This window comes from Tepidibacter hydrothermalis, assembly GCF_029542625.1.
In the GTDB taxonomy this organism is placed as follows: Bacteria; Bacillota; Clostridia; order Peptostreptococcales; family Peptostreptococcaceae; genus Tepidibacter_A; species Tepidibacter_A hydrothermalis.
The window spans coordinates 3,010,595-3,034,639 of record NZ_CP120733.1 but is presented as its reverse complement, the minus strand read 5'-3'; the positions used below and the strand labels follow the sequence as shown (position 1 = coordinate 3,034,639).

The window sequence follows — 24,045 nt, the reverse complement described above, 5'->3', positions numbered from 1 at the left end:
GAAATTTAGAATGGGAGAATGTATATGTCGATAAATATAGTTTTAGTAGAGCCTGAAATACCTCAAAATACAGGAAATATAATAAGAACATGTGCTGCAACGGGAGCTAAATTACATTTAGTAAGACCGCTTGGTTTTTCTATGGATAATAAATATTTAAAAAGAGCAGGACTGGATTATTGGGATTTAGCAGATGTTCAGTATTATGATAGTTTTGATGAGGTCAAAGAAAAAAATAAAAACGCAAAGTTTTTTTATTCTACAACAAAAACTAATCAAAATCATAGCGATGTAGAATATGAAAGAGGTTGTTTTATAGTATTTGGAAAAGAGACTAAAGGCCTTCCTGTGGACTTACTTAATGAGAATAAAGAAACATGTATAAGAGTGCCAATGAGAGATATAGAAAGAGCTAGATCATTAAACTTGTCTAATTCTGTTGCTATAGTTGCTTATGAAGCGTTAAGACAAATTGGTTATCCAGACATGAGATAGGGGGAAAGTATGGTAAAAATAGTTACAGATAGTGTATCTGATTTACCTAGAGAGTACATTGAAGAATACGATATAAAAGTTATGAATCTAAATATTATATTTGGGGAAAAGACATACAAAGATAGAGTAGACATAAGTCCCAATGAAGTATTTGAGAGAATTAAAAATAATGATGAATTTCCTAAAACTAGTCAAGTAACTCCATTTGAATTTATAGAGACATTTGATGAACTAAGTAAGGATTGTGATGAAGTATTAGCTATATTAATGTCTTCTAAAATGAGTGGAACATATAATTCTGCTGTTATTGCTAAAAATGAACTTGCAGATAGAAAAATAGAAGTTATTGATTCTAAAGGAATAACACTAGGATATGGTCTAATAGTAATAGAAGCTGCTAAAATGGCTAAACAAGGAAAATCTCTTGATGAAATAAAGAAAAGAATAGAATGTATGATAGAAAATATAGAATATTTAATAGTGTTCGATACATTAGAATATGCATATAAGGGTGGAAGGATAAGTAAAAGTCAGTACTTAATATCTAACTTTCTTAATATAAAGCCTATAGTTACAATGAAAAATGGAGAAATGGTAGTAAAAGATAAAGTTAGAGGCAGAAAAAAAGTTATAAAGTGGTTAACTGATTATATAAAAAGTAATAACATAGATATTAAAGACAAGGTTATAGGCCTTAATCATGTAAATGATAAAGAGTATTTAGAAAAATTAAAGACTGATATAATTAATCAATTTAACCCAAAGGAAATAATAATTTCTGACGTAGGTTGCACTGTAGCTGCCTACTCTGGTTTAAGTGCTATAGCTATTTATTTTGAAAAGGAGGCTTAATATGAGTATAAAAATAATAACAGATAGTTTATCAGATTTACCTCAAAATTTGATAAAAGAGTTTGACATTGAAGTGCTTCCTCTTACGGTTATATTTGAAAATACAGAATATAGGGACGGGATAGATTTAACTAGTGAGGAATTTTATAAAAAATTGAAGGAGAGTCCATCCATTCCAAAAACAAGTCAAGTTACACCTGCTAAATTTGAAGAGGTATTTAAAAATTATCTACAGACATATGAACAGATAATTTATATATCTGGTTCTTCTAGAGCAACAGGTACATATCAATCATCTGTTATAGCTAAAGATTTACTTCAAAATGATAATATATACATATTTGATACTATGGCCTTATCATTTGGGTGTGGTATTATGGTTTTAAAAGCAGCTCAAATGTCTAAAGAAGGAAAAGATGTTCAAGAAATTTTATTAGAATTAGAAAATATGAGAAATAGTGTAGATCATATTTTCACAGTTGATACATTGGAATATCTTCAAAAAGGAGGAAGAATTTCATCAACTAAGGCAGCAATAGGAACTATATTAAATATAAAACCTATACTTACGGTTGAAGAAGGTCTTGTCTCTCAACTTGATCAAGTTAGAGGTAAGAAAAAAGTTATATCTAAGATGATAGAAATAGTTAAAAAAAGAAGTAATAATATACAAAATCAAATTATTGGTATAAGCCATGCTGACAATGAAGAGCTATTAAATGAATTTAAAAAGGTTATAAAAGAAGAATTAAATCCTAAGGATATAATAGTTACAAATATAGGATCAGCAATAGGAACACATGCAGGTCCTGGAACTATAGCAATATTTTACATGAAATAATAATTACATAATAGAAGCTAATACAATTGAAAATTTAAATTATAATATTTTAATATACATAAAATACGATTATTAATATATAATAAAAAAATACTTCCTATTCAACGGAAGTATTTTTTTATTATATATTAATAAGTAACATTATATGGTTTAAAGGTTACGTTGTGAAGGGGATATATATATAGCCTTATTTTCAAAAGAAAATATTTTAACTAGTATTGAAATTACAAGTAATATCGTAGAAAATTTAAATGCAAACTGTATTGAAGTTATTTCTAATAAATTTCCTATGAAATTTATTAATAATGGTGATAAAAATTGACCTAAATACATACAACTATTAACTAATGCTAATGCAAATGTGCTATCTTTAGCAGAAACACTCTTACTTGTTTCGATAAAAATTAATGTAAGAACAATTCCAAGACCCAAACCGATTAAAATTAATGCAAGTTCTATTTGTATTAAAGAATTTGAAATACTTAATATTATATATCCAATAAGCATCATAAGTAATGAATAAAGAGTTGCATTTTTTTTGAATATATTAGTGAACTTAGTCAAAAAAAGTCCTGATATAAATGAAGTTAGATTTAAAGAAGCTATTACAAGACCAGAAATACTAGAACTACCAAGATTTTGAGTTTTAATAAGCATAGCTATATTTGTAGGAACAGAATAAAATACAATATTAACTACAGCCATTAATAGCATCATTTTATACACTTTCTTATTTAAAGATAAAGGAGATTTTTCAGCAGATACTCGTTTTTTAGGTTCGGGGAGTTTAAAAATAACTAGAAGCAATGGGATTAAAGCTATAAAATACACACCAAAAGCAAATCTCCAACTAACAGATCCTAAAATACCAGATAATATAATTGCTATAACTGCACCTAAGTTATTTATGGCTGTTGAATATCCCATCATTTTTTTTCTTTCTTCATCTTCAAAAAAATCTACTATTAATCCTGTTGAAAGAGGTAATATTAAACCAACTCCAATACCTAAAAGTGATCTAAATGCTAATAGAACATATATATTTGAAGCAAAACCTCCTCCTACTCCTCCTATCAAGTATACTAATAATCCTGTAATTAATAGTGTACGTTTTTTTATTTTTTCTGAGAGATTTCCAGATATAATGCTAGCTGGCATTATTAAAATACATGGTAAAGTCAAAATCATCTTTATTAACAATGGATTAACAGGATTAAAATTTTCACTAATACTTCCTAAAGCTGGCGATATAGAAGCTCCAGACATTATTAATAATACCGAAATGGATAAAACTGATATTTTTTTCATTAGATATTCCTTTCTTACTATAAAAGTTATTTAAAATTTAATAAAAAAGATCTAGCCATAAAGGTGATTTGAATATACCTTCTTCTGCTTCTTCTTCAAGATCTAAAAATAACTTCCATGGAACAGCATAAGTTAAAACATTATCTGGTAAAATATTTCTAACAGTTTTTCTTGCCGCAAGATCAATCATTCCTAAAACAGCTCTAGGGTTATCTGATTCCATTTCTTTAAAGACAAATGATCCAATCATCTGACATGCTGCACCTTGAGGTGTTATAGTATCATTAACTCCTTCTCTTATAGAGCCTGTTAATGTCATAAGAGCTGTCAGCTGAATGGGATTTACTGTGAATATAATAGACTGAGGCTTTTCGTCTTCTGTAACATCTTTTAGTGGTTTTAAAATAACATATTTTTCAGGAAAATCATAAAGAGGTAGATCTTGAGTTATCCATTTATAAGCTTTTTCTCTTGAAGTGTGAAATCTTTCTCCTTCAATAAGTTTTTTTCTAACATGAACATTTGCATTATTAGAAATTTCTAGATATTTGTCTTTATCTTTTGCATCCTCTAAACCTTTTGAGAAAAATGCTGCGAAAGTATCATATCCTCCCATTGCTTCACCATAAGCTGATCCAAAACCAAGTCCTGCTTTTGCACCGGGGCAGCCATAAGTATCTCTATCGAATACGACAACTTTTCCTTTAGTAGCAACTTGTGCAAACAATGACATTATACATACATATTTACCTGGCGTAGGCTGAATAGCACCTTCGGGTTTTGTATTACTTCTTAAAAGTGCTATGGTTTCAAGTTCTGGTTTTAAAGCATTAACTATTTTACTTTTCATAAAAATGACCTCCTAATATAGTTTCTATTTGAAACTATTATAAAACAATTAGTTGCTAATTACAACTAAAAAAAGATTATATCTAGCTTTTTATACAAATAATATATAATATAAAAAAGATGATTTTTAATTATAGTAAAGTAAGTGGCGTTAATGGACATTAAATTTTTAACCAAAGCATGAATATAAAGTTTTAATAGAACTTATATAATGATGAAGTTCTATTTATAAAAAATAGATCCAAATGATAAAAAAAGGTTGAAAAAATGCATATTGAAGCTAAAAAGTTAAAAAATAGTCAAAATAAAACGGAGAAAAAATGAATTTAATTGTCAAAACACAAAGGGAGATATAGAAAAAGAGAAAAAAGTAAATTGCTATTTAAATTAAATTTAAAAAAACACGGAAAAGTAATCGTGATTGTGATATGTCGAAATATTTTGAAAAAAATATCACAATATCTATTGATAAAATTATAACTTTTATTTATAATGTACTTAAGAGATATAAAAAAATTAAATAGTTGCTGGACGAAGAATATGGGAGAGAGCTAAAAGCCGCCGAAGGGACAAGTTTTATTTTAACCTAAAAAATAAAATGAAATTCTCAGGCAAAAGGACCTTATTTGGACAGAACTCTGGATGAAACAGAGAAGTGATTTAATAGGAATCACTTCTCTTTTTTTATACACATATTATACAGAAAATTCTGGAAATATACTTTGTGTAGGAGATGATATTATATGAAAATAATCACTAATAATTCGTTAGTAGTAGAAAAATTTGAGAGTATATATGAAGTAGAGTATATAGATGGAGACTTTATGAAAATATTAACTACTTGTAGAGATTATATACACAATAAATACAGATTATTAACACATCCATTGGCTGGAAGTATAAAGCCAAATGAAACACCGTACAAAACTATAATGATAGATGATGTGGAAAAATTAGATACTGAATCACTTTTACTTATAGAAAAAGCTATAGATACTACTAAAAAATTTCAAAACAATTTTAAAACACCATTGTGGACAGATACAATATTAGAAGATTTTAAAGTTATAGATTTGGATTTAATAAAGAATGTTATAGAAACAGTAAATTATTACGTTAAGTAAAAAATATATTTAACAAAGAATAATTAAAAATTTTTATAGGATAGTCCTAAAAAAATAACAAAACATCTAAATAATATGATTAAGTTTGTTTATATTAGCAAAAAAATGCTAATAATAAATATAGATTATATGCAAAAAAAGATTATATGCAAAACTTTGAGGAGGAGGTTGTTTAATGTTATCACTTGATAAAAATATTTTTGAAACAGAAGTTTTACAAGCTGAAGGGTATATTTTAGTAGACTTTTGGAGTGAAGGATGTGAACCTTGCAAAGCTTTAATGCCAGATATTGAAAAATTATCTGAAGAATATGCTGATAAAATCAAATTTTGTAAATTAGATACAACTAAAGCTAGAAGACTTGCTATAAAACAAAAGGTTTTAGGTCTTCCAACTATAGCTATATACAAAGATGGTGAAAAAGTAGAAGAGGTTACAAAAGATGACGCTACTAAAGAAAATGTAGAAAATATGATTAAGAAGTATTTGTAAGTTTTTAAAGACTAAAATTGAATAAAGTAAATTTGGTTTTAGTCTTTTAAATAAAAAGGGAGGTGACATTATGCGTCTAGAATTAGGAAATATCTTTATTAAGGATGTAAAATTTGACAATGAAACTAAGGTTGAAGGTGGAACATTATATGTAAATAAAGATGAGATGATTAAGGAAATTGGAGGAGATGAGCATATAAAGTCAATTGAGATTGAGATTGCTCGTCCAGGAGAAAGTGTAAGAATAACTCCAGTTAAAGACGTTATAGAACCAAGAGTTAAGGTTGAGGGTCCAGGAGGAATATTCCCTGGAGTATTATCAAAGGTAGATACAGTAGGTAGTGGAAAAACTCATGTACTTAAAGGAGCTGCTGTTGTTACTACTGGTAAGATAGTAGGATTCCAAGAAGGTATAGTTGATATGTCTGGCCCAGGAGCTGAATATACTCCTTTTTCTAAATTATTAAATATAGTAGTTACAGCTGAGCCTGTAGATGGATTAAAACAACATGAACATGAAAAAGCTGTTCGTATGGTTGGATTTAAAGCAGCAGCATACTTAGGTGAAGTTGGTAGAAATGTTGAACCAGATGAAATTAAAGTTTATGAGACTGAGTCATTACTTGAATCAGTTGAAAAATATCCAGACCTTCCAAAGGTAGGATATGTATATATGCTTCAAACACAAGGGTTACTTCATGATACATATGTATATGGAGTTGATGCAAAGAAAATAGTTCCAACTATACTATATCCAACAGAGATAATGGATGGAGCAATAGTAAGTGGAAACTGTGTATCTGCTTGTGATAAAAATCCTACTTATGTACATGTTAATAACTCTATAGTACATGATCTATATGAAAAGCATGGAAAAGAAATAAACTTTGTAGGTATTATTATAACTAATGAAAACGTTTATCTTGCTGATAAAGAGAGATCTTCAAATTGGACTGCTAAATTATGTAAATATTTAGGATTAGATGGTGCAATAGTTTCTCAAGAAGGATTTGGAAATCCAGATACAGACCTTATAATGAACTGTAAGAAAATCGAAGGTCAAGGAGTAAAGACTGTTATTGTAACAGATGAATACGCAGGAAGAGATGGAGCATCTCAATCATTAGCAGATGCAGATGTTAAAGCGGATGCAGTTGTTACAGGAGGAAATGCGAATCAAACTATAGTTTTACCTCCTATGGATAAGGTTATAGGACATGTTGAATTTGTAGATACAATAGCTGGTGGATTTGACGGAAGTTTAAGAAAAGATGGAAGTATAGAAGTTGAAATCCAAGCTATAACAGGTGCTACAAATGAAACAGGATTTGGATATTTAACTACTAAAGGATACTAAAATTTCGATATTTAACTATTAAATGATATAAGAAGAGAGGATGAATATAATGGGATTTTATGATGCTAAAAAAGTTATCATAATTGGTGACAGAGATGGTATACCAGGCCCTGCTATGGAAGAGTGCTTAAAAGGTACTGGAGCAGAGGTTGTATTTTCATCAACAGAATGTTTTGTCTGAACTGCTGCAGGAGCGATGGATCTAGAGAACCAACAACGTGTTAAGGATTTAACTGAGAAGCATGGAGCTGAAAACATTGTTGTTCTTTTAGGTGCCGCTGAAGCTGAAGCTGCTGGTCTAGCAGCTGAGACAGTAACTGCAGGAGATCCAACTTTTGCAGGACCACTTGCTGGTGTAGAACTTGGACTTAGAGTATATCACGCTGTAGAAGATAAATTCAAAGGTGAAGTAGATGAATCTGTATATGAGGATCAAATCGGTATGATGGAAATGGTTCTTGAAGTAGATGAAATAGTAGAGGAAATGAAAAACGTAAGAGATGAATTCTGTAAGTTTAATGATTAATAAAAAACCTGAGAGGGGTGAGAGTTAATGGAAAAAATAAAAGTAGTTCATTATATTAATCAGTTTTTCGCAGGAATCGGAGGAGAGGAAAAGGCAGATACGAAGCCTTTAATTATGGAAGAAATGCCTCCTATCAGTAAAAACCTAGATAAACTTTTAGGTGAAGAAGCAGAAGTTGTAGCAACTGTAGTTTGTGGAGATTCATATTTTGGTGAAAATATAGAAGCTGCTAAAAAAGAAGTTATGGACATGATAAAAGGATTTAATCCTGACTTATTCATAGCTGGACCAGCTTTCAATGCAGGAAGATATGGAGTAGCAGCTGGATCTATTACTAAAGAAGTAAAAGATCAGCTTAATATACCTGTGCTTACTGGTATGTATCCTGAAAATCCAGGAGCAGATATGTTCAAAAAAGAACTTTATATAGTTGAAACAAGTAATTCAGCTGCTGGTATGAGAAAAGCTCTTCCAAGTGTTGCTAAGTTTGCACTTAAGCTTGCTAAAAATGAAACTATAGGTTCTCCTAAAGAGGAAGGTTATATACAAAGAGGAGTTAGAGTAAATTACTTCTCTGATATTAAAGGATCTACAAGAGCTGTGGATATGATGATTAAAAAATTAAAAGGTGAGGAATATGTAACTGAGTATCCTATGCCTGATTTTGATAGAGTAGATCCAAATCCAGCAGTAAAAGATTTATCAAAGTGTAAAATTGCAATTGTAACTTCAGGTGGAATAGTTCCAAAAGGAAATCCTGATAGAATAGAATCATCTTCAGCATCAAAGTACGGAAAATATGATATAGCTGGACTTGATAATTTAACTTCAGAAACTCATGAAACTGCTCATGGTGGACATGACCCAGTTTATGCAAATGAAGATGCTGACAGAGTAATACCTGTTGACGTTTTAAGAGACTTAGAAAAAGAGGGAGTTATAGGAGAACTTCATAGATACTTCTATACTACTGTAGGTAACGGTACATCTGTTGCAAATTCTAAGAAATATGCTAGTGAATTCTCTAAAGAATTACTTGCAGATGGCGTAGATGCAGTTATCTTAACTTCTACGTGAGGTACTTGTACTCGTTGCGGAGCAACGATGGTAAAAGAAATAGAAAGAGCGGGAATACCTGTTGTTCATATTTGTACAGTAGTTCCTATATCTTTAACAGTTGGAGCAAATAGAATAGTTCCAGCTATAGCAATACCTCATCCTTTAGGAAACCCAGCTTTAGAACCAAAGGATGAAAAAGCACTTAGAAGAGGAATAGTAGAGAAAGCTTTAAAAGCTTTAACTACAGAAGTTTCTGATCAAACTGTATTTGAAGGTTAATAATATTAAAAAAATTGGACAGGCATATACCTGTCCAGTTTTTAGTATATAGGATTATATAATAGTATATAATATTTATACTTAACAAATATTAAAATATATTATATAATGTTTATAGCAAGTCCAGCTAATAATATACTTATAAATAAGTATATTATTGTAGTCTTTAAGCTAATTTATATTAAAGGATTTAAATTTGAATAAATATAAGGATTAATTGAAATAATAATTTACATAGAGAGTATAAATATATCTTTGGGCGGATATATTTTGAAAAAAATTATATTTTTTTGAAATTTAAAAGGATTTTAAGAATAAATGTAGAATAAATAATATTCATGAAATATTCATTTAATATTGCATGAAATAATATATTAAAATAATAATCAAATCAAATGAGGAGGTTTACTTTTATGGCAATGAAGAAAAAAATAATTTCTCTTGCATTAACTGCAACATTACTTGGAACTATGGTAGTTGGATGTTCTAAGCCTGCAGAAGAAAATGCTGGAGGATCAGAAGGTGCAAAAGCAGTTAAGGTTGGTATGGTAACAGATACTGGTGGAGTTAATGACCAATCATTTAACCAATCTGCATGGGAAGGTCTTAAAAAAGCTGAGGCTGATTTAGGAATAATACCTAATTATCAAGAATCAAAGCAAGATGCAGATTATGTACCAAATATAGAAAACCTTATAGATCAGGAAAACGATTTAATTTGGGGAATTGGATTTAAGATGGCAGATGCTGTTAAGGAAGCTGCTGAAAATTACCCAGATCAAAAATTTGCTATAATAGATAACTCTTATGGAGATGAAACTCCTGAAAATGTAATAGGAGTAACTTTTAAAGAAGAACAGTGTTCTTACTTAGTTGGATTAATAGCTGGAAAAATGACTAAAACTAATAAAGTAGGATATATAGGTGGAATAGAAGTTCCGGTTATACAAAAATTCGAATATGGATTTAGAGCTGGAGTTAAAGAAGCTAATGCAGATGCAGAAGTATTTGTTCAATATGCAAACTCATTCAGTGATCCAGCAAAAGGTAAAGCAATAGCTAAGCAAATGTACTCAAATGGAGCTGATATATTATACCATGCAGCTGGAGACACTGGAACTGGTATGATAGAAGCTGCAAAAGAAGAAGGAAAATTTGCAATTGGTGTTGATAGAGACCAAAATTCTCTAGCTCCTGATAATGTTATAACTTCAGCAATGAAAAGAGTTGATAATGCATTATACGATGTAAGTAAAAAATTATCAGAGGGAACTTTCGAAGGTGGAACAACTGTAACTTATGGTTTAGCAGAAGGTGGAGTTGATATAGCTCCAACTACTGAAAAGAATGTTCCGGCAGATGTATTAGAATTTGTTAATGAAGAAAAACAAAAGATTGTTGATGGAGAGATAGTAGTTCCTTCAAACAAAGAAGAATTCGATGCTATAAAATAAAAATATTATAAAACTAAAGCCCAGAAGTAATTCTGGGTTTTAATTTTTCTTATTTATAAAATGATAAGAAAAATTATGTTTGAAAGAATTTTGAAAAAAATCAAAATTTATTGTTATATTAAAAAAAATTTAGTATAATTAAGAAGACGAAAGTAAAAAATGATTTAAGGAGGGATGAAAGTTGGAGAATACAAGGAAAAATGTGGATTTAAGCAAAAAAGTTGTAGAGATGAAAGAAATAACCAAAAAATTCGGAAATTTCACAGCTAACGACAATATAAACTTAACTGTCCATAAAGGAGAAGTACATGCGCTACTTGGAGAAAATGGCGCAGGTAAATCTACACTTATGAACATACTATATGGTCTGTATCAACCGACTTCGGGAGAAATATATATAAATGAGAAAAAGGTAGAAATAGATAATCCTAATATAGCTATAGAAAATGGAATAGGAATGGTGCATCAGCATTTCATGTTAATCCCCCCATTTACAGTAGCGGAAAACATTATCCTAGGAATGGAACCAACTGGTGCATTGGGAAAAATTGATATGCAAAAAGCAATTGAAGATGTAAAAAAAATATCAGAGCAGTATGGTCTGTATGTTGATCCTATGTCAAAAGTTGAGGACATTACGGTTGGAATGCAGCAAAGGGTTGAAATATTAAAGGCCTTATATAGAGGGGCGGAAATTCTTATACTAGATGAACCTACTGCAGTTTTAACTCCTCAAGAGATAAAAGAATTAATAAATATTATAAGAAATTTAACAAAGCAAGGAAAATCTATAATTATAATAACTCATAAACTAAAAGAGATAAAAGAAGCAGCCGACTTTTGTACTATAATAAGAAGAGGTAAGTATATAGATACAGTTGATGTTGAAAAAACTACTGAAGATGATCTTGCAGCCATGATGGTTGGAAGAGAGGTAAACTTTAAAGTTGATAAAAAAGAACAAAAATTAGGAGATGTAGTTTTTAAAGTTGAAGATTTAGTAGCAAAAGATAACAGAGGGTTAGACGTTTTAAATAAGCTATCTTTAGAAGTTAGAAAAGGTGAAATATTAGGAATAGCTGGAATTGATGGAAATGGACAATCTGAGCTTGTTGAAGTACTTACAGGACTTAGAAAAGCTGAAAGTGGAATCGTTTTCATAAATGATAAAGATATAACGAATAAAACTCCAAGAGAAATGTTTGAAAATGGACTTTATAATATTCCTGAAGATAGACAAAAGAGAGGTTTAGTTCTTGACTTTACGGTTGCAGAAAATATGGTTCTTGAAAACTATGCAAAACCTCAGTTTTCTAAAGGATTTAAATTATCACAAGAAAATATAAAAAGTTTTGCTAGGGATTTAATATCTAAATTCGATGTAAGACCAGCAGATGAGAATTTAAAAGCAAGAGCATTATCTGGAGGTAACCAACAAAAAATAATCATAGCTAGAGAAGTAACTAATGATCCTGATTTATTAATAGCTACTCAACCTACTAGAGGACTTGATGTTGGAGCTATAGAATTTGTCCATAAATCACTAATAGAGCAAAGAGATAAAGGAAAAGGAGTACTTTTAGTATCTTTAGAATTAGATGAGGTTATGAGTGTCTCTGATAGAATAGCGGTAATTTACGAAGGAAAGATAGTTGGTATCGTAGATTCTAAAGACGCTGATGAGAATACTCTGGGTCTTATGATGGCAGGAGGTACTGAAGATGAAGAAAAATAAAAAAATAATTAATGATACACTTTTATATACATTAATATCTATATTTTTAGGATTACTAGTTGGAGCTGTTGTTCTTGCTGCATCTGGATTTAGTCCTATAGATGGATATGCTGAAATGATTAAAGGTATATTTGGAAAGCCTAAGTATTTAGCTTGGACAGTAGTAAAGTCAACACCTTTAATTCTTACAGGTTTATCTGTAGCATTTGCATTTAGAACAGGGTTATTTAATATAGGAGCGGAAGGACAGTTTATAGTTGGAGCCTTAACTGCAACTCTTGTAGGATACTTTGTACATGTGCCAGCAATTATTCATATTCCACTAACTCTTTTAAGTGGATGTTTAGCTGGAGCTATATGGGGAGGAATTGCAGGAATATTAAAATCTAAATTTGGAGTTAATGAGGTTATATCTACTATAATGCTTAACTGGATAGCGTTTTATCTTTCAAATTATTTTATAATGATGGACGGGTTTAAGAAACCGGGTACAGAGGCATCATTTAATATACAAGATACTGCAACTATAGATATAAAATGGCTTAAATCTTTAGTTGGACCAGCTACAAAAGTTAACTGGGGAATAGTAATTGCTTTAATATTAGTAGTTATAATATCGTATTTATTATACAAAACTGTTTTAGGATTTGAATTAAGAGCAGTTGGATTTAACAAATATGCAGCAGAATATGCTGGAATAAATGTAAATAAATCAATGGTAATATCAATGGCTATAGCTGGACTTTTAGCAGGTTCAGCAGGAGCAATGCATGTTATGGGAGTATCACATAAGATAACTATACTTGCAGCTCAAGAAGGATTCGGTTTTGATGGAATCGCAGTTGCGCTAATAGGAAATAATACTCCTATAGGAGCTATACTTGGAGGATTCTTATTTGGAGCTCTTAAATATGGTGGAGGTAAGATGCAAAACATCGGAGCACCAACTGAAGTTATAAACATAGTTATAGGTTCTATAATTTACTTTATTGCAGCAAGTAGAATGGTAAAAATTATAATAGATAAAATGAGGGGAGGAAAAGCTGATGTTTAGTAAAAATTTAGCAATGATACTTAGTACAACCCTTATGTACTCAACACCGCTTATATTTACTTCTTTAGGAGGAATTTTTTCTGAAAATGCTGGGGTTGTAAATATAGGGCTTGAAGGTATGATGACTATAGGAGCTTTTGCGGGAGCAGCAGCAGCCGTAATGACAGGAAATCCGTGGATAGCATTCTTAGTAGCTGGGATAGCTGGAGGTATATTTGCACTTTTACATGCTATAGCTACAATAAAGTTTAATGCAGATCATGTAGTTTCAGGTATAGCAATAAACTTTTTAGCACCAGGTTTTGCATTGTTTTTATGTAGAAGATTATTTGATGGATCAACTATGACACCTCCTATGCAGTTAACGCAAAAGATGCCAAGACCGCTAAATGGTATTTTCGCTAAAGGAAGTTTTATGGATATAGTATTTAATACTTATTCTACAGTTTATATAGCATTTGCTTTAGTTTTCGTTACTTGGTTTATACTTTATAAAACTAAGCTTGGTCTTAGAATAAGAGCTGTTGGAGAGCATCCAAAAGCTGCTGATACATTAGGAATAAATGTATATAAAATGAAATATCTATGTGTAATACTTTCGGGTATTCTTGCAGGGTTTGGTGGAGCATCAATGAGTTTAGCTATAGTTTCAACGTTTAGACCTACATTAATTTCAGGTCAAGGTTATATAGCGCTTGCAGCTGTTATATTCGGTAAATGGAAGCCTCAAGGAGCTATGCTTGCATCATTATTATTTGGTGCATCTACTGGACTTGTAGTATTCTTAGGAAATCCAAGTGTAGGATTTAGTGTATCAGAAAACTTACTATCAATGGTACCGTATTTAATAACTTTAATTGTATTAGTATTGTTTGTTGGAAAAGGAAATGGACCGGCAGCTAATGGACAAATATATGAAAAAGGTGAAAGATAATAAGATATAAAAAAGGCGATTCTGTCGCCTTTTTTTTATATTTAATAAAACTATATCACTTTTGTTTTGTGAATAACTTATTGAAAAAAATATAAAGAGGTGAATTATGAAATTTTTAGAAAAATCATTTATACCACAAAAAAAAGTAAGTCATATAATAATAGATGCTAGAATACCTAAAGATATAGAATATGAATTAAAAAATAGAAATATAGAAATAATAAAAACATGTGGATGTGAAGAATTGTATGAAGCAGTTAAATATCACCCAGATATGCAAATATGTCATTTAGGAAAAAGAGATCTAGTAGTAGCTCCGAATTTATATGAACAATATAAAAATATATTAACTGAATATGAATTTAATATAATCAAAGGAACAAATTATATTAAAAATAAATATCCTTATAATATAAGTTATAATGTAGCTTTATTTGGAGAGTATGCTATACACAATTTTAAATATACAGATGAAAACATTATTCAATATATACATGATAATAATATCAAAAAAATAAATGTAAAGCAGGGATACTGTAAATGCTGTATATGCATTGTAGATGAAAGCTCAATAATAACATCTGATAAAGGCATATATAAAGAGGTTTCAAAATATAATGAAATAGATTGTTTATTAATAAAAACAGGAAGTATAGATTTGTTTGATATGAATTATGGTTTTATTGGAGGTGTTAGTGGGCTTCTAGATTGTGACGAACTAGCTTTTTTAGGTGATATAAAAAAACATCCAGATTACAATAAAATAAAAGAATTTGTGAATAAAAGAGGTAAAAAAATAATATCTTTAGGAAAGAATAAATTGATAGACTTAGGTTCTATAATACCTGTTATGACTAGAAAGGAGTGACTTTGATGGAACACATATATTTGGGTATAAGTAATGATTATAAAGATTTGGCAAATGTTATAAAATTAAATAAGAGTGTCAATAAACTAGAGGGATTAATAGAAATAGATATACCTGTTTATCAGGATAAACAGCAAACGAAACTATTAATATGTTCACAATTGACTAACTTTATGATAAATACAGTAAAAAATAAAACTTTAAAAGAAGTTATAGATAGAAGCTATAGAAATACATATTTATCTGAAATTGATGATATATATAAATGTTCTTTAGGTTTGTTTAATGATAGAGAAAAGGAGATAAAACAAATTTTGTTTGACAGAATGTATACTTACCTTTCAGATAATGATTATCTAAATATAAATGGATTTATAAAGTTTAGGTTAAGAGATTTTATGGATTATATAATAGAACTAAAGGATAGAGGGTTTGAAGAATATTTAATTGAAAAAGATTATAATGAATTTATAAATTTATTAAAATATTTTGTTGATGTACAAGAAGAAAAAATAGATATTTTGAAATTGTATATAGAAAAAGATGGATCATTTAAATTATATGATAAGTATGATAAAAATTTAGAAGAAAATTATATCGAAGATATATTTAATATAGCATTAAAAGAGAATATGAATGAAGAAGATTTTTTAATAAGTTCTCTAATAACATTATGTCCAAAACAAATATATATTCAAGATAATTTAGAAAATAATGTATCAAAGGAGATAATACAAACTATAAATGCTATATTTGAAGGAAGAGTTACGGTTGGATATAGAGCTTAATGCTCTATTTTTTTGTCTTTAATTGACATTTTGAGTGTATGAATATAAACTAATCGTAGAGTTTATCAGTAAAAAGCTGTTATAATATTAACATGGAATTGTATGGTTTTCAGCTTTTTTATAATTTTTTTTTGGAGATGGTTTAATGAATGATATATTAAATTTTTCGAATGTTAATTGTAAGAACTGTTATAAGTGTATAAGAGAATGTCCTGTTAAAGCTATAAAAATAGAAAATGACAAGGCGTATATAGTTGAGGAATTGTGTATTGGTTGTGGAACCTGTTTTAAAGCATGTCCGCAAGATTCAAAAAAAATGATGTCTGATTTAGGTCAAGTCAAAGAGTACATAAGGCTAGGATATAAGGTGATAGCTAGTGTAGCTCCTTCTTCAGTAGCTGATTTAGAAAATATGAATTATAAAAAATTTGTAGCAGCTCTTAAAAAAATAGGATTTTATAAAGTAGAAGAGACTATAGTAGGAGCTAAGATTGTAACTGAAGAATATGAAAAATATGTAAAAAATAATAAGCAACAACTATACATATCATCTTGTTGTCCTACTACTAACTATTTAATAACTAAATATCATGAAAACGTAATTAAATACTTAATGCCAATAGATTCTCCTATGATAGCTCATGGTAAATATTTAAAGAAAGTATATGGTGAAGATGTAAAGGTGGTTTTTATAGGACCTTGTATATCTAAAAAATATGAATCTTTAGATCAAGATAGTTTTGGAGTAATTGATAAAGTTATAAGTATACAAGAATGTATAAACTTAATAAAAGATATAGACATACAAAATATAGAAGAAAATGAATTTGATAATAAACCTTTAGGTAATATATCTTTGTTTCCTGTAGAAGAAGGAATGGATTTTCATATGGAAAATATAACCAAAATAAAGGTTTCTGGTATGGAAAATGTTAAAAATTTGATTAAGAGTATAGAGAATAATGAACTAAGCAATATGTTTATAGAACTTAATGCCTGTATGGGATCGTGTGTAGGTGGAATAGGATTTAAGCACGATAGAGGTATACATTATAGAAAAAACAAGGTAAAAGAATATACTTTAGATAGAACTTTAGATGAAGAATATTTGAATGAAATAAGAGGTGTATTCAAAAATTTAGAATTAAAAAAAGAATTTAAGCATTATGGTATAAAATTTGATACTCCAACTGAATACGAAATAAGAGAAATATTAGTTTCTATAGGTAAAAAGACAGTGAAAGATGAATTAAACTGTGGTGCTTGTGGATATGATACTTGTAAAGATAAGGCTATAGCTGTTTACAGAAACTTAGCTCAAAGGCATATGTGCATGGGATATATGAAGGATAGAGTGGAAGCTGTAAGCAATGTTATATTTCAAGCTACTCCTAATTACATAGTGATAGTAAGCCATGATTTTAAAATAATAGATATAAATGATGCTATGGCAAATGTTATAAAAAAGAAAAGAGATCAATTAATCGGAGAGTATATAGGAGATTACATAGATATTAATTACTTTATAGATGTTTTATATAATAAAAATGACATAATATCTAAAAAACTAAAGTGGAAAGAGTATAATAAAGACATTAAAGCAAGTATAATTTCGTTAAATGAGCATAGAGCGTTACTAGGAATATATATAGATATAACAAAAGAAGAAAATCAGAAAAATACAATAAAAGAGGTTAAGTTAAATACTATAAATACAGCTCAAGATGTAATTAATAATCAGATGAGAGTGGCTCAAGAAATAGCATCTTTACTTGGAGAAACTACTGCAGAAACTAAGGTTGTATTGACCCAATTAAAAGAATTGGCTATGAAGGGGGAGGAAGAAGATTAATCAATATTTTGTAGATTTAGCATATCTAAGCTTGAATAGATATAAAGAAGAGTTATGTGGTGATAAAGTTGAAATAGAAAAGTTTGATGGAGGGTGTATAGCGGTATTATCAGATGGTTTGGGATCTGGAGTAAAAGCTAATATATTGGCTACACTTACATCAAAAATAGCTGTTACTATGATGAAAAATGGACTTAGTATAGAATCGGTTGTAGATACAATAATTAATACATTACCCACTTGTAAGGTTAGACAACTGGCTTATTCTACGTTTACGATAATATATGTATCTAACAGTGGCGAATGCTATATAGCTAGATTTGATAACCCAGAGGTACTTATTAAAAGAAATGGAAATATTGATATAATTGAAGGTGAAGAGGTTATAATATCAGGTAGGAGAGTTATAGAGTCTAAATTTAATTTGGAAAAAGATGATATAATAGTTTCTTTTAGTGATGGAGTACTAAATGCTGGAAGTGGAAAAATTTTAAATCTAGGATGGGATTTGAAAAATGTATCCGAATATATTAAAATGATTCCATCTAATATATCTTCGTTGAGTTTGACTAAAAAAATAATTGGAATATGTGATGATTTATATCTTCAAAAACCCGGAGATGATACAACTGTACTTTCCATAAAAATAATGAAAAATAAATATGTAACCTTGTTCACAGGACCACCAACAGATTGTGAAAATGATAAAATAGTAGTTGCAAACCTTATTAAAAGTAAAGGTAAAAAAATAGTTTGCGGGGGAAGCGCTGCTAAAATAGTTGCAAGAGAGTTGGATACTGATTTTGAAATGGATATGAAGCATATAGAAGGAGATATACCGCCTGTTGGATATATAAAAAATATTGATTTGGTTACTGAAGGTGTGTTAACCTTAAAAAAGGTACTTGAGGTACTTAATGATTATAATAATAATAAATATCATATAGATGATATATTTAAAGATAACAAAGAAGAAAATGGAGCATATAAAATACTCAAAATATTAATAGATGAATGTACTAATATTGATTTTTTAGTTGGAAGAAGTGTAAATTTAGCTTATCAAAGTCTTGATTTTCCTGATGATTTAGCAGCTAAAATTCAAATTGTAGAAAAGATAAAAGATAAATTAATAGAATTGGGTAAAGAGGTTAATATATTCTATTACTAAGGAGGAAACAAATGACAATTATGATGAAGATACTATTTTTAGGAGCTATAGGAGCGGTTATTGGTTGGGTTACAAATATACTTGCTATAAAGTTAATATTTAGACCTATAAGACCTGTTAATATACCTATAATAAACTTAAAAATAGAAGGACTTATACCGAAAAGAAGAAAAGAAATTGCAAAATCTATAGGAGATGTAGTAGAACAAGAACTCATATCTGTAGAAGATATAATAACTAATATGATAAAGGAAGAAGATAAAGATAACCTTATGAAGGCTCTAAAACTTAAAGTTGATGAGATTATAGAACAAAAACTGCCTCCTTTTATACCTGTATCATTTAAGGGTATGATAAAAGAATATTTGGATAAAATAATTCAAGAAGAAATAGGAAATGTAATAGGAGATTTAAGTGGATATTTAATTCATAAATCAGCTAATAGAATAAAAATAGGAAAAATGGTAGAAGATAAAATAAATGAATTTGATTTAGAAAAATTAGAGGAAATAATAATAAATATAGCAAAAAAAGAATTAAAGCATATAGAGGTACTAGGGCTTATATTAGGATTTTTTATAGGTATACTTCAAGGTTTAATTGTAATGAATTTTTAAAAAAATATTGACAATTTATTGTATGAGATATATAATCATATAAAATCAAATTAATAATAAAGCGATGAACAAGGAAGAGTAAATTATACCCAGTTTCAAGAGAAGAAATGTCACCGGCTGAGAGCATTTCCAAATATGGATAATTGAAAACTACCTTAGAGTTGAATTGATTAGTCTACTGGATGAAAAATTCAGGTTGATTACCTTATAATCTTCAAGAGGGCTTTTGCCAACTTGGGTGGAACCGCGAGATTATACTCGTCCCAGATTTTATGGGACGAGTTTTTTTATTTATAAAAACTTATTTATAAACTAAAACAACTAATAAATACAGGAGGGTGAATATCATGGGTAAAGTAAAGATTACTTTAAAAGATGGATCAGTAAAAGAATTTGATAAAGGAATATCTATATTAGAGATTGCTAAGTCAATAAGTGAAGGACTTGCAAGAAGTATAGTTGCAGGACAAGTAAATGGAGCTACTGTTGGAGTTAACTATAAATTAGAGGAAGACTCAGAAATTAACCTATTAAAATTTGATGATGCTGAAGGTAAAGAAGTTTTCAGACATACAAGTGCTCATATATTAGCTCAAGCTATAAAGAGATTATATCCTGAAGCAAAGCTTGCTATAGGACCAGCAATAGACAGTGGATTCTATTATGACATAGATTTAGAAGAAAGATTAACTACTGAACATTTAGAAAAAATACAAGCTGAAATGAAGAAGATAGTTAAAGAAGATTTAGCTATAGAAGGATTTGAACTTTCTAAAGAAGAAGCTATAAAATTAATGAAAGAAAAAAATGAAGATTACAAAATTGAATTAATAGAAGATCTTCCAGAAGGAGAAGTTTTATCTTTTTACAAGCAAGGAGATTTTGTAGATTTATGTAGAGGACCACATCTTCCAACTACTAAAAAAGTTAAATCTATAAAATTATTAAGTGTAGCAGGTGCTTACTGGCGTGGAGATGAAAAAAATAAAATGCTTCAAAGAATATACGGTACTTCATTTGAAAAGAATAAAGACTTAGAAGCATATTTAACAATGCTTGAAGAAGCTAAAAAAAGAGATCATAGAAAATTAGGTAAAGAATTAGGATTATTCGTAATTCCAGATGAAGGACCAGGATTCCCATTATTCTTACCAAGAGGAATGGAACTTAAAAATAAATTATTAGAATTCTGGAGAGAAATTCATAGAAAAGATGGATATGTTGAAATAGAAACTCCTATTATATTAAACAGAGATCTATGGGAGACTTCAGGACACTGGTATCACTATAAAGAAAATATGTACACAGTTCAAATTGATGAATCAGATTTTGCTATAAAACCTATGAACTGTCCTGGTGGAATGCTTGCATACAAAACTCAAATGCATTCATATAAAGATTTTCCAATGCGTGTTGGAGAATTAGGAAGAGTTCATAGACATGAATTATCTGGAGCATTACATGGACTTATGAGAGTTAGAGCATTTACTCAAGATGATGCACATATATTTATGTTACCAGAGCAAATAAAAGATGAAATAAAAGGTGTTGCTAACCTAATAGATGGTATATATAAGACTTTTGGATTTAAATACCATGTAGAATTATCTACACAACCAGAAGATTCTATTGGAACTGCTGAAGAATGGGAAGTAGCTGAAAATGGATTAAGAGAAGCTTTAGAAGAATTAGGACTGGATTATAAATTAAATGAAGGTGATGGAGCTTTCTACGGACCTAAGATAGATTTCCATTTACAAGATTGTATAGGAAGAACATGGCAATGTGGAACTATACAGTTAGATATGCAGTTACCTCAAAGATTTGACTTAACTTATATAGGAAAAGATGGAGAAAAGCATAGACCTATAATGATACACAGAGTTGCATTTGGAAGTATAGAAAGATTCATAGGAATATTAATAGAGCACTTTGCAGGTAAGTTCCCATTATGGTTAGCTCCTGTTCAAGTTAAGGTACTTCCTATATCAGATAAATATATAGACTATGCAAATAAAGTTAAAGAAATTTTATTTGATAAAGGAATAAGAGTGGAAATAGACAATAGAGCAGAAAAAATAGGATACAAAATCAGAGAAGCACAACTTGAAAAAGTTCCTTACATGTTAGTAGTAGGAGAAAAGGAACAAGAAAACAATGAAATATCTGTTCGTTCAAGAGACAAAGGAGAAGTAGGATCTATATCTGTTGATGAATTTATAGAGAGTATATTAAAAGAAGAAAAAGAAAAAGTTAATAGTTTATAAAAAAAATGCCGGCTCATAGGGGTCGGCATTTTTCGTTAGTATATTTAAAAATTGAATTAAATGAAAGTAGAAAAAGGTGGAATGAAAACTGTAAATTAACAATATAATACAAAAGTATTTATTTCTATGGTATAATTTATATAAAATTCTATATATTTGAAATGGTGGTAAAATGGGACATGTAACTTGGGTAACTATATTATTTGGAAGTATACCAGAAGCTTTTTTTATATTATTTGTAGCTAGTAGATGTATAGGACATAAATCAGAGTTACATAAAATATTTATAATGTCAATTATAGAAGGAATAATGTTTTATATTTATATGAATTATTTATCATTACATATAGATATACATTCATTGGTAGTTACTTTAATTTTGACAATTTTATTTTGTTTTTTTCTAAAAATAGACATTAAAAATTCTTTCATAGCTATTACTTTCGGAACTACTATATCGTTTTTAATACAATATTTTAATTTAATGATAATTTATATTGTAGGATTAAGGTATGATGTATTATCTAAGCATGAAATTCTTAGAATAATTTATTTTTGTCCATCTTTGATAATATTTGCTATAATAGGTATTTTAGTATATAAAAAAGATATATTTATTTTTAGAATATATGATAGTAATAATGTTATAAATAATAAAATGATTTCTAATATATTTATTATTATAAACATAGCTATGATGATGACATTCAGTATTTATTCTTACATATTTGATGAAAAAATAGAAGATTATCATAAAAAGATAATGTTATTTATAGTTGCGCTTATATTAGCAATGTTATTTTTCATAGTTGTGATTATGTTTAGATTGATTGAAAATAATATAAAAAAAAATTATGAAGACATGCTTATAAAAAGAAATTTAGATAATATGAAAAAAAATATAAATATACTTAAAAAGCAAAGACATGATTATTTAAGACATATGCAGATTATATATTCTTTAATAGATAGTAATAAGTTTAAGGAAGCTAGTGAATATATAGATAATCTGACAGAACATATAAATAATGAAGGTGTATTCATAGATACTGGAAATATATTTTTAAATTCTGTTATAAGTCTTAAACAGGAACAGTCTAAGCATAAGCAAATAGAGTTTAAAATTAATATAAAGTCTAGAATAGGAGAACTAAAAATTCCTAATTTCGAAATTTGCAATATATTGTCTAATGTAATAGATAATGCATTTGATTCGCTTGATGAAATTGAGCAAAACAATAAGTATGTAGAATTAACTGTATATGTAGATGAATTATGTTATATATTTAAGATAAAAAATAATGGACAGAAAATAACATCTATAGATAGAATTTTTGAAGAAGGATTCAGTACTAAAAAAGGTAAAGATAGAGGTATTGGTCTTTATATAGTAAAACAGACTGTTGAAAAATATAAGTCTAGTATATTTGTAGAAAGTAATGAAGATATAACTGAATTTAGTATTATTATTCCTAAATATTAATGGAGAGATGAAAAATGATTGAAAATATATCAAATAAGATTTCGTGCTATTTTCAAGATCAACTAAATGTGGATGAAGATGATAGAGAAGTAATTGAATATGGATTATTTGTAATTATAGGGGATATTTTTAAATTCATAACACTAGCTATTTTGGGATTAATATTTGGTGTTTTAAAATATGCTTTAATTATATGTATTACGTTTGGTTTTTTTAGGAAATTTTCAGGTGGAGTACATGCTACTACATATAAAGCTTGTATGACTATTTCTATGATTTTATTTATAGGATCTTCATTGGTTATAGATTTAATTAAGGATAAGTTGAATTGTTATAATTTTACAGTCGTAATTGGTTTAATAGTTATGTATAGTATATATATGATTATTAGATTTGTTCCTCAAGATACACCAAATAGACCTATAATTAATGAATTAGAAAAAAATAAATTTAAGAAAATAACTATGATTCTATTTATAGTATATACAATGCTTATGTTGATAAGTAGATGCTTTAACATAGGATATGAAGTTATATTATCTAGTTTTATGGGAGTTTTTATTCAAATGATATTATTACATCCTATGTCATATAGGATTGTTGATAAATTTGATAATATATTACAAGGGGGATTTTAAA

General features: G+C 28.7%; 22 protein-coding genes, 1 riboswitch and 1 other annotated feature. Of the genes, 20 read left to right on the top strand and 2 right to left on the bottom strand.

Annotation, left to right across the window (positions count from 1 at the left end):
* Nucleotides 1-24: 24 nt before the first annotated feature.
* The 3 genes from trmL to P4S50_RS14305 are packed head-to-tail and all read left to right on the top strand — an operon-like array spanning nt 25 to nt 2,188.
* A complete protein-coding gene (gene trmL / locus P4S50_RS14315) occupies nt 25-495 on the top strand; it encodes a tRNA (uridine(34)/cytosine(34)/5-carboxymethylaminomethyluridine(34)-2'-O)-methyltransferase TrmL (protein WP_277731479.1) in 471 nt (156 codons plus the stop codon).
* Nucleotides 496-504: 9 nt separating this feature from the next.
* Nucleotides 505-1,347, top strand: a complete 843-nt coding sequence (locus tag P4S50_RS14310) for a DegV family protein (protein WP_277731478.1) — start codon at nt 505-507, stop codon at nt 1,345-1,347.
* Between the two features lies 1 nt (nt 1,348).
* The gene (locus P4S50_RS14305) at nt 1,349-2,188 is read left to right on the top strand and encodes a DegV family protein (RefSeq protein ID WP_277731477.1); all 840 of its coding nucleotides are present in this window, start codon (nt 1,349-1,351) and stop codon (nt 2,186-2,188) included.
* Between the two features lie 150 nt (nt 2,189-2,338).
* Here the strand turns inward: P4S50_RS14305 and P4S50_RS14300 are convergent, their stop codons facing one another.
* Together P4S50_RS14300 and P4S50_RS14295 are read right to left on the bottom strand one after the other, a co-directional pair.
* On the bottom strand, nt 2,339-3,496 hold the full coding sequence (locus P4S50_RS14300) for an MFS transporter (protein WP_277731476.1): 1,158 nt from the start codon (nt 3,494-3,496) through the stop codon (nt 2,339-2,341).
* A 37-nt stretch (nt 3,497-3,533) separates the two neighbouring features.
* Entirely contained in the window at nt 3,534-4,346 is an 813-nt protein-coding gene (locus P4S50_RS14295; protein ID WP_277731475.1) for a DUF169 domain-containing protein, read from the bottom strand.
* Nucleotides 4,347-4,876: 530 nt separating this feature from the next.
* Nucleotides 4,877-4,978, top strand: a riboswitch (glycine riboswitch).
* 110 nt (nt 4,979-5,088) lie between these two features.
* Between P4S50_RS14295 and P4S50_RS14290 the strand changes: the two genes are divergently transcribed.
* The 17 genes from P4S50_RS14290 to P4S50_RS14210 all read left to right on the top strand — a co-directional run bounded on the left by P4S50_RS14290 (nt 5,089) and on the right by P4S50_RS14210 (nt 24,044).
* Nucleotides 5,089-5,469 carry a GrdX family protein gene (locus P4S50_RS14290; RefSeq protein WP_277731474.1) on the top strand — a complete coding sequence of 127 codons (381 nt, stop codon included), beginning with the start codon at nt 5,089-5,091 and terminating at the stop codon, nt 5,467-5,469.
* A 175-nt stretch (nt 5,470-5,644) separates the two neighbouring features.
* Nucleotides 5,645-5,962 carry a thioredoxin TrxA gene (gene trxA / locus P4S50_RS14285; RefSeq protein ID WP_277731473.1) on the top strand — a complete coding sequence of 106 codons (318 nt, stop codon included), beginning with the start codon at nt 5,645-5,647 and terminating at the stop codon, nt 5,960-5,962.
* A 70-nt stretch (nt 5,963-6,032) separates the two neighbouring features.
* Entirely contained in the window at nt 6,033-7,319 is a 1,287-nt protein-coding gene (locus P4S50_RS14280; RefSeq protein WP_277731472.1) for a glycine/sarcosine/betaine reductase component B subunit, read from the top strand.
* 49 nt (nt 7,320-7,368) lie between these two features.
* Nucleotides 7,369-7,845 carry a glycine/sarcosine/betaine reductase complex selenoprotein A gene (grdA, locus tag P4S50_RS14275; RefSeq protein ID WP_277731471.1) on the top strand — a complete coding sequence of 159 codons (477 nt, stop codon included), beginning with the start codon at nt 7,369-7,371 and terminating at the stop codon, nt 7,843-7,845.
* 27 nt (nt 7,846-7,872) lie between these two features.
* Nucleotides 7,873-9,183, top strand: coding sequence for a glycine reductase complex selenoprotein B (gene grdB / locus P4S50_RS14270; protein ID WP_277731470.1), 1,311 nt, complete (start codon nt 7,873-7,875; stop codon nt 9,181-9,183).
* A 419-nt stretch (nt 9,184-9,602) separates the two neighbouring features.
* Complete coding sequence (locus P4S50_RS14265) at nt 9,603-10,637, top strand: BMP family lipoprotein (protein WP_277734754.1); 1,035 nt, start codon at nt 9,603-9,605, stop codon at nt 10,635-10,637.
* Nucleotides 10,638-10,866: 229 nt separating this feature from the next.
* Nucleotides 10,867-12,372, top strand: coding sequence for an ABC transporter ATP-binding protein (locus P4S50_RS14260; protein WP_277734753.1), 1,506 nt, complete (start codon nt 10,867-10,869; stop codon nt 12,370-12,372).
* Nucleotides 12,359-13,426 carry an ABC transporter permease gene (locus tag P4S50_RS14255; protein ID WP_277731469.1) on the top strand — a complete coding sequence of 356 codons (1,068 nt, stop codon included), beginning with the start codon at nt 12,359-12,361 and terminating at the stop codon, nt 13,424-13,426. The genes P4S50_RS14260 and P4S50_RS14255 overlap by 14 nt, the downstream gene beginning before the upstream one ends.
* The gene (locus tag P4S50_RS14250; protein WP_277731468.1) at nt 13,419-14,360 is read left to right on the top strand and encodes an ABC transporter permease; all 942 of its coding nucleotides are present in this window, start codon (nt 13,419-13,421) and stop codon (nt 14,358-14,360) included. Before P4S50_RS14255 ends, P4S50_RS14250 begins: the two co-directional genes overlap by 8 nt.
* 106 nt (nt 14,361-14,466) lie before the next feature.
* Nucleotides 14,467-15,228, top strand: coding sequence for a DUF6873 family GME fold protein (locus P4S50_RS14245; RefSeq protein WP_277731467.1), 762 nt, complete (start codon nt 14,467-14,469; stop codon nt 15,226-15,228).
* 5 nt (nt 15,229-15,233) lie between these two features.
* Complete coding sequence (locus P4S50_RS14240) at nt 15,234-16,016, top strand: putative sporulation protein YtxC (RefSeq protein WP_277731466.1); 783 nt, start codon at nt 15,234-15,236, stop codon at nt 16,014-16,016.
* A gap of 145 nt (nt 16,017-16,161) precedes the next feature.
* Nucleotides 16,162-17,868 (top strand): [Fe-Fe] hydrogenase large subunit C-terminal domain-containing protein, encoded by a 1,707-nt coding sequence (locus tag P4S50_RS14235; RefSeq protein ID WP_277731465.1) that lies wholly within the window; start codon nt 16,162-16,164, stop codon nt 17,866-17,868.
* 31 nt (nt 17,869-17,899) lie between these two features.
* Nucleotides 17,900-19,039, top strand: a complete 1,140-nt coding sequence (locus P4S50_RS14230; protein ID WP_277731464.1) for a SpoIIE family protein phosphatase — start codon at nt 17,900-17,902, stop codon at nt 19,037-19,039.
* Between the two features lie 11 nt (nt 19,040-19,050).
* Nucleotides 19,051-19,656, top strand: coding sequence for a DUF445 domain-containing protein (locus tag P4S50_RS14225; protein ID WP_277731463.1), 606 nt, complete (start codon nt 19,051-19,053; stop codon nt 19,654-19,656).
* 55 nt (nt 19,657-19,711) lie between these two features.
* Nucleotides 19,712-19,925 (top strand) — a binding site (T-box leader).
* Nucleotides 19,926-20,003: 78 nt separating this feature from the next.
* On the top strand, nt 20,004-21,923 hold the full coding sequence (thrS, locus tag P4S50_RS14220; protein ID WP_277731462.1) for a threonine--tRNA ligase: 1,920 nt from the start codon (nt 20,004-20,006) through the stop codon (nt 21,921-21,923).
* A 172-nt stretch (nt 21,924-22,095) separates the two neighbouring features.
* A complete protein-coding gene (locus P4S50_RS14215; RefSeq protein WP_277731461.1) occupies nt 22,096-23,406 on the top strand; it encodes a sensor histidine kinase in 1,311 nt (436 codons plus the stop codon).
* 14 nt (nt 23,407-23,420) lie between these two features.
* Nucleotides 23,421-24,044: an accessory gene regulator ArgB-like protein gene (locus tag P4S50_RS14210; RefSeq protein WP_277731459.1), complete on the top strand. Its 624-nt coding sequence runs from the start codon at nt 23,421-23,423 to the stop codon at nt 24,042-24,044.
* Nucleotide 24,045: the final 1 nt, after the last annotated feature.